Genomic DNA, 5,867 nt, shown 5'->3' with positions numbered 1-5,867 from the left:
CATCCATGTTGTATGTCAGTCCGTCATCGCGAGCAGGCTCGCTCCCACAAGGGATTGCGTTCCGTCAGGCGAGTTCTGGGGTTGTGGCGTAAGCCTGTTCCAGCAGGACGGTGAAGCGGTTGAAGGCGTCGATGGCGCCTTTTTCGATCTCGGCTTCTTCCTGTGCGGAGAAGGCCAGGCCGTCGAGGGTTTTGACGAAGCGTTTCCAGCCTTCGGCGCGGCCACCGGCTGGCTCTGCCAGGTGACGGGCACCGAATGTTTCGCTCAAGCCCAGGCCCACGGCACGCTTGATCAGGAACGCGGCACCGAGTTTCGACCCTTCGGAGACGAAGATCCAGCCCAGGGCCTCGGCCTTGCCCGGGCTGTTCRCGGCGCCTGCCACCGGGGCCGGGACGTCGGTTTCCAGGTCGGCCAGGTCAGCCCTGGCGGCGTCGGCGCGGCAACGCTGCGGCAGGTCCGGGACGATGGCGATCAGTTCGGCATTGTTGTACAGCGACACCAGTTCCGACTGGAACAGGTACTGGGCAACCACGAAGCAGGCGAAGTTGGCTTGGGTTTCGAACGGTGCGTGAGCTTTCACCAGCGCGTCGAGCTTGCTGTGTGGCTCATTAGTGATCTGGTTCAGGCGTTGCGAGCGCAGGCTCGGGCGTTCGGAGGTTTGGGCGGCGGTCATGAAGAAGTCCTTGAGAATGAAAGGCGCGTTGTAACTGGACGAACCAGACGACGCGGCAGCGTAAAAAATCCTCACTGCGCTTTCGTCCAAAAGCGCAGCAAGGCTCCATCAATCAGATGTCCCAGATCAGGTTGATCGCGAAGTTGCGGCCCGGCTCGGTCAGGCGATCGAGGTTGGCCGGGCTGAGCACGGCGGCTTCACCGACGCTGTCGTAACCGCGCACGTTGTCCCACTGCCAGTATTTCTTGTCGGCCAGGTTGTACACGCCAGCGCTGACGGTGACGTCGTCGGTCACTTTGTAGAAACCGCTCAGGTCGACCACGCCATAGCCCGGCGTCTTGAACTGGCTGCTGACGCCATCCGGCGACTTGAAGCTGCTGCTGTCGACGAGGTTCTTCTTCTGCACCAGGGTCCAGCTGAGCAAGGCACCGTAGTTGTCCTGGTCGTAACCCAGGCCGAACACGCCGGTCAGCGGGTTGACCGCATTGAGCGGCTCGCCAGTGTCGTTGTTGCGACCGTGGGCATAGGCCACCGAACCCTGGGTGTAGAGGCCTTGCGGCGCGCCGAAGGTGTCGAGGTTCAGGCGGCCTTTGAGCTCGACGCCCTTGATGGTCGCGTGCTTGATGTTGTTGCTCTGGAACGTCAGCTCGTTGTAGCCCGGGGTGACGGCGTCTTCGTTGATGAAGTCGCGGTACTTGTTATAGAACACCGCCACATCGAAGTGACCGGACTCGAAGTTACCGCGCAGGCCGGTCTCGTAGCTCTGGCTTTTTTCCGGCCCCAGATTCGGGTTCGGCTCCACGCGGTAGCCGGTGGTGGTGTTTTCGAAACGGCCATACAGCGCCTTGGCGGTCGGGGTGCGGAAACCTTCGGCGTACTGGCCGTACCAGGTGTAGTGGTCGGTCAGGGCGTAGGTCAGGCCGAACTTGGGCGATACGCGATGCCAGGTCTTGTTCTCGTCGCTGACCGTGCCTTTGCCGTCGGCGGCCACGGTGTTGAGGAATTCCTGGGTGATGTGCGGCTTGAGCTGGGTGTAGTCATAGCGCAGGCCCGGCAGGAAGGTCCATTGGTTCCAGCTGATCTGATCCTGGGCGAACAGGCTGTAAGTGTTGATGGTCGGGTCAGGGAAGTCGCTGGACTTCTTCAGCACATCGCTAGGGCTGATCGCGCCGATCGCTGTGCAACGACGGCCAACGGCAAGGCAGGTTCCGCTACCGCTGCGCGAACCGCTGACTTTCTCTTGCTTGATGGTGGTGCCGTAGGTCAGCAGGTGGTCGGTTTCACCGATGTTGAAGGCCTTATCGAGCTGTGCGTCGAATACCCACTGCTTTTCTTCGTAGAGGGTTTTGCGACTGCGCATCACATTGCGGCTGAACGGGAAGTAGTTTTCCAACGTGCTCTGATCGGTCTTGGCGATCTGGTAGTTCAGGCTCCACTTGAGATGATCGACCAGCAAGGCATCGAGGGCGAAGCTGTTTTCCAGGCCGAAGCGTTCGCGGGTGATGGTGTCGTTGCCGGTGCGCGAGCGGTACATGCCCATTGGCTGGCCATTGTTGAACGGGCCACCGACGGCGCTTCGCTGGTCGGTGTCGCGATCGTCCTTGTACTTCTCGTAGGTCAGGCCCAGGCGTGCGTCATCGGCGTAATTCCAGCCGGCTTTGGCCAGCAGGTTGGTGGTGCGCACGTCTTCCGGGTTGGCGGCGGTGCGATTGAGCCCCGTGCCGTTGTTGCTGCCGAAGGATTCGGTTTCGTGACCATCACGCTGACTGAAGTGCAGCAGGCCGTCGAACTGCTCGGCGCGCCCGGCGACGCTGGCGGATTTGAGCCAGCTGTCGTCGGCGGAGTTGTAGCCGGTTTTCAGGCGGGCGCCGACGTCTTTGCCGGGCTTGATGATGTCATCCGGGTCGAGGGTGAAGTAGCTCACCGCACCACCGATGGCGTTGCTGCCGTAGAGCACCGACGCCGGACCGCGGAGGATTTCCACGCGTTTGACGATTTCCGGGTCGACGTAGTTGCGCTGGGTCTTGGCGTACGGACCGTTGAAGAAACCGTTGGGCACTTCGACGCCATCGACCTGGGTCAGGATCCGGTCACCGTCGATACCGCGAATGTTGTAGCCGCTGATGCCGCCACGGGTGCCGGTGCCGCCGACCGAAACACCCGGTTCGTAGCGCACCAGTTCCTTGATGGTGTTGACGTTGTCGTGGTCCAGCTCTTCGCGAGTGTGCACGGTGACGGTACTCGGTACGCTGTCGACGCTCTGCTCCTGACGGGTGGCGCTGATGGTCATTTGTTGCAGGGCGAGGGGGCCGTCGACACTGCGTTTTTCCAGCACGATGTTGTGATTGCCCAGCTTGCGATAGCTCAGGTTGGTCCCCACCAACAGGCGATCGAGGGCTTTTTCCGGGGGCAGCGAGCCGTGTACGCCCGGCGAGGCGACGCCTTCAGCCAGTTCGGCCGGCAAKCCGACCTGCCAACCGGTTACGGTGGTAAAAGCATTGAGTGCCGACACCAGTGGCTGCTGGGGAATGGAGAACGAGTAGTCGCCCATGTTACGGCTCGGTTGTTCGACGGTGGCAGCCGAGACCTGTGCCGTGCCGGCCAACAGAATGGCGGCAGTCAGCAGGGACAGCATGCAGGAAGGTGAAGAGGACCGGCGGGTAAGGCGAGAGGACATCAATAGCGCTCCGTGTCGCACGAATCTTATAGGTGCAGATTTGCATCAGAGATGCGAATCAATTGCATTGGCTATAACGAGACGAACGATGAAGCGCTATCGAGTAAAAATAATTCTCATTTAGTTCAGGATCACCAGCGCCGGAAATTCCTCGAGCCTGGCCGAGGTGATGTGGGCCAGCGAGCGAACCACGTCCAGCGGTTGGTCGAGACGGTAATTGCCGGTCACTGCGACGTTGGCCAACTGTTCGTTGGTGTTGATGATCCAGCCCGGGTAGTAGCGACGCAGTTCCGCCAGCACCTGGCTCAACGGGCAGTTTTCGAACACCAGTCGGCCCTGGACCCAGGCCAGATCGGTCGCCGGGTCGAGTCTGGCCGGTTGATCGAAACCATTGGGGCCGATACGAATGCTTTCGCCAGCGCTCAAGCGCACGCGGGCGTTGCTGTGGGTGGTGCGCAAGTCGACGTCGCCGCGTTGCACGCGAACCTGCGCAATGCCGTCCAGGTAGCGCACGGCGAACGTGGTGTCGCGCACACTGGCCGTGACCGGGCCGGCGTCGATTTCCAGTGGCAGGCCGCGATTGGCCGCCACCTCGAAATAGGCCTCGCCCTGATACAGGCGGGCGATGCGCTGCTGGTCGTTGATGGTGCTGGAAAACGCCGAATTGGTATTGAGCAGGACTTTTGAACCGTCCTCCAGTTGCAGGCGCTGGCGCTCGCCGACCACGGTCAGATGATCCGCCTGAATCCGCATTGGCAGGTTGCTGAAGCTGAATAGCCCGAGGATCAACACCGCCGCCATGGCCAGCGGTTTCCAGTGCGGGCGCAGGCGGCCAGGTTTTGAGACCTTGCGTTGGGTCGTGCTCAAACCCAGCGCGGCTTGCGCGACCTGTGGCCCGTCCCAGATCGCCTGGGCCTTGGCGAATGCTTCGGCGTTGCGCGGGTCGGCGGCAAGCCAGTCGTGGAATTCGCGGCTTTGTTGCTCGCTCGGACTGTCCAGCACGATCAGCCAGTCCAGCGCCTGGTCCATGGCGCGGGTGCTGGCTGATGAGTCCCGCGCCGGGAGTGGCGGGTGGGAAGGGGGGCTGTCCGTCACGGGTGTTCCTCGGCTGAGTCTGCAGACCAGCAGTTTCAAGCTTCAAGCCTCAAGCGGCAAGTATCGCGGTTCGGGATTTTCTTGCAGCTTGAAGCTCACAACTTGCAGCTGCTCTTATTCGTTGAGGCGATCAGCGACACCGACGCAGATCGCCATGATCAGCTTCAGGTCTTTTTGCACGGTGCTCAAGGACACGCTGAGCTGCTCGGCGATCTCCAGATAGCTGTGCCCATGCAGGCGGCTGAGGATGAAAATTTGTTGTTGGCGCGGGGTGAGTTGGCTGAGGCTGATGTTCAAGCGTTCGAGCAACTGTTCGGCATGGGCGGCGTCCTCGGCACTGCTGAGCGGCGCCGCGATGTTTTGCACGACGTCCAGCGGAACGTCTTCGAGCATCGTTCGGGACTGAATGCGCCGTGCGCGCAAATGGTCCAGCGCCAGGTTGCGGGCAGTTTGAAACACGAAAGGTTCGAGGTGATCGATGGCCCGTTCACTCAACGCACGGGCCACTCGCAGGTAGGTTTCCTGCAAGAGGTCCTCGGCAGTGCTGTGGTTGTTGACCATCCGCTCCAGGGTCCGCAGCAGCGAGACTCGCTGCGCGAGGAAGACATGGTTGAAGCGCGATTGACTCACAGTAGGACCTGATCCATTTCAAGCGAATGATAATGCTTATCATCTGCTTGAAAGGTCAAGCGCTACCGATGAGAATTATTTGCGGCCTTGCAGGTACGCCGGGTAATCGGGGATCCGGTACGCGTGCGACTGATCCATCAACGGGCTGCTGAGCAGGTAATCGGCGCTGCATTCATTGCAGGCCACTGGAATGTTCCAGACCGCCGCGACCCGCAGTAATGCCTTGATGTCCGGGTCGTGAGGTTGCGGCTCGAACGGGTCCCAGAAGAACACCAGCATGTCGACCCGCTGCTCGGCGATTCGCGCACCCAGTTGTTGGTCGCCACCCAGCGGGCCGCTGATCATGCTTTCAACGGGCAGGTCCAGGCGCTTGCTCAACAGCATCCCGGTGGTGCCGGTGGCCACAAGCTCGTGTTGGGCGAGCTTGTCCTTCTGCCGCTCGGCCCAGTCCAGCAAGAACACTTTGCAGTGGTCATGGGCAACCAGGGCGATGCGTTTGCGCGCCGCCATGGTTTTTTGGGTAAAGCTGATACCGATCATCGGCGACTCCACGGGCAATCGGCCTTATTCGGCGTTGCACAGGGCGAGGCAGTTATCGAGCATACGGTTGGAGAAGCCCCATTCGTTGTCATACCAGGCCAGCACCTTGAGCAGCTTGCCGCTGGACTTGGTGTGGTTGGCATCGAAAATCGACGACAACGGGTTGTGGTTGAAGTCACTGGAAACCAGCGGCAGGGTGTTGTAGCCGAGGATCTTCGAGTGCTGGCTGGCTTCTTTGAGCAGTGCGTTGAC

5 protein-coding genes and 1 pseudogene are annotated in these 5,867 nt (G+C 61.0%); all 6 read right to left on the bottom strand.

Annotation, left to right across the window (positions count from 1 at the left end):
• Positions 1–64 precede the first annotated feature (64 nt).
• A complete protein-coding gene (locus AC1DH9_RS20105) occupies positions 65–673 on the bottom strand; it encodes a biliverdin-producing heme oxygenase (protein WP_477808648.1) in 609 nt (202 codons plus the stop codon).
• 112 nt (positions 674–785) lie between these two features.
• A complete protein-coding gene (locus tag AC1DH9_RS20100; RefSeq protein ID WP_427536077.1) occupies positions 786–3,350 on the bottom strand; it encodes a TonB-dependent receptor in 2,565 nt (854 codons plus the stop codon).
• Positions 3,351–3,470: 120 nt separating this feature from the next.
• The gene (locus tag AC1DH9_RS20095) at positions 3,471–4,445 is read right to left on the bottom strand and encodes a FecR family protein (RefSeq protein ID WP_427536075.1); all 975 of its coding nucleotides are present in this window, start codon (positions 4,443–4,445) and stop codon (positions 3,471–3,473) included.
• Positions 4,446–4,559: 114 nt separating this feature from the next.
• Positions 4,560–5,075, bottom strand: a complete 516-nt coding sequence (locus tag AC1DH9_RS20090) for an RNA polymerase sigma factor (RefSeq protein ID WP_427536073.1) — start codon at positions 5,073–5,075, stop codon at positions 4,560–4,562.
• Positions 5,076–5,150: 75 nt separating this feature from the next.
• The gene (locus tag AC1DH9_RS20085; RefSeq protein ID WP_427536071.1) at positions 5,151–5,615 is read right to left on the bottom strand and encodes a methylglyoxal synthase; all 465 of its coding nucleotides are present in this window, start codon (positions 5,613–5,615) and stop codon (positions 5,151–5,153) included.
• 24 nt (positions 5,616–5,639) lie between these two features.
• A pseudogene (locus tag AC1DH9_RS20080) lies at positions 5,640–5,867 on the bottom strand (erythrose-4-phosphate dehydrogenase); the annotation flags it as partial.

The sequence above is a fragment of the Pseudomonas sp. 05T35 genome (assembly GCF_056396605.1).
The sequence above is the reverse complement of the archived record's forward strand: the minus strand, read 5'-3'. Positions and strand labels throughout refer to the sequence as shown.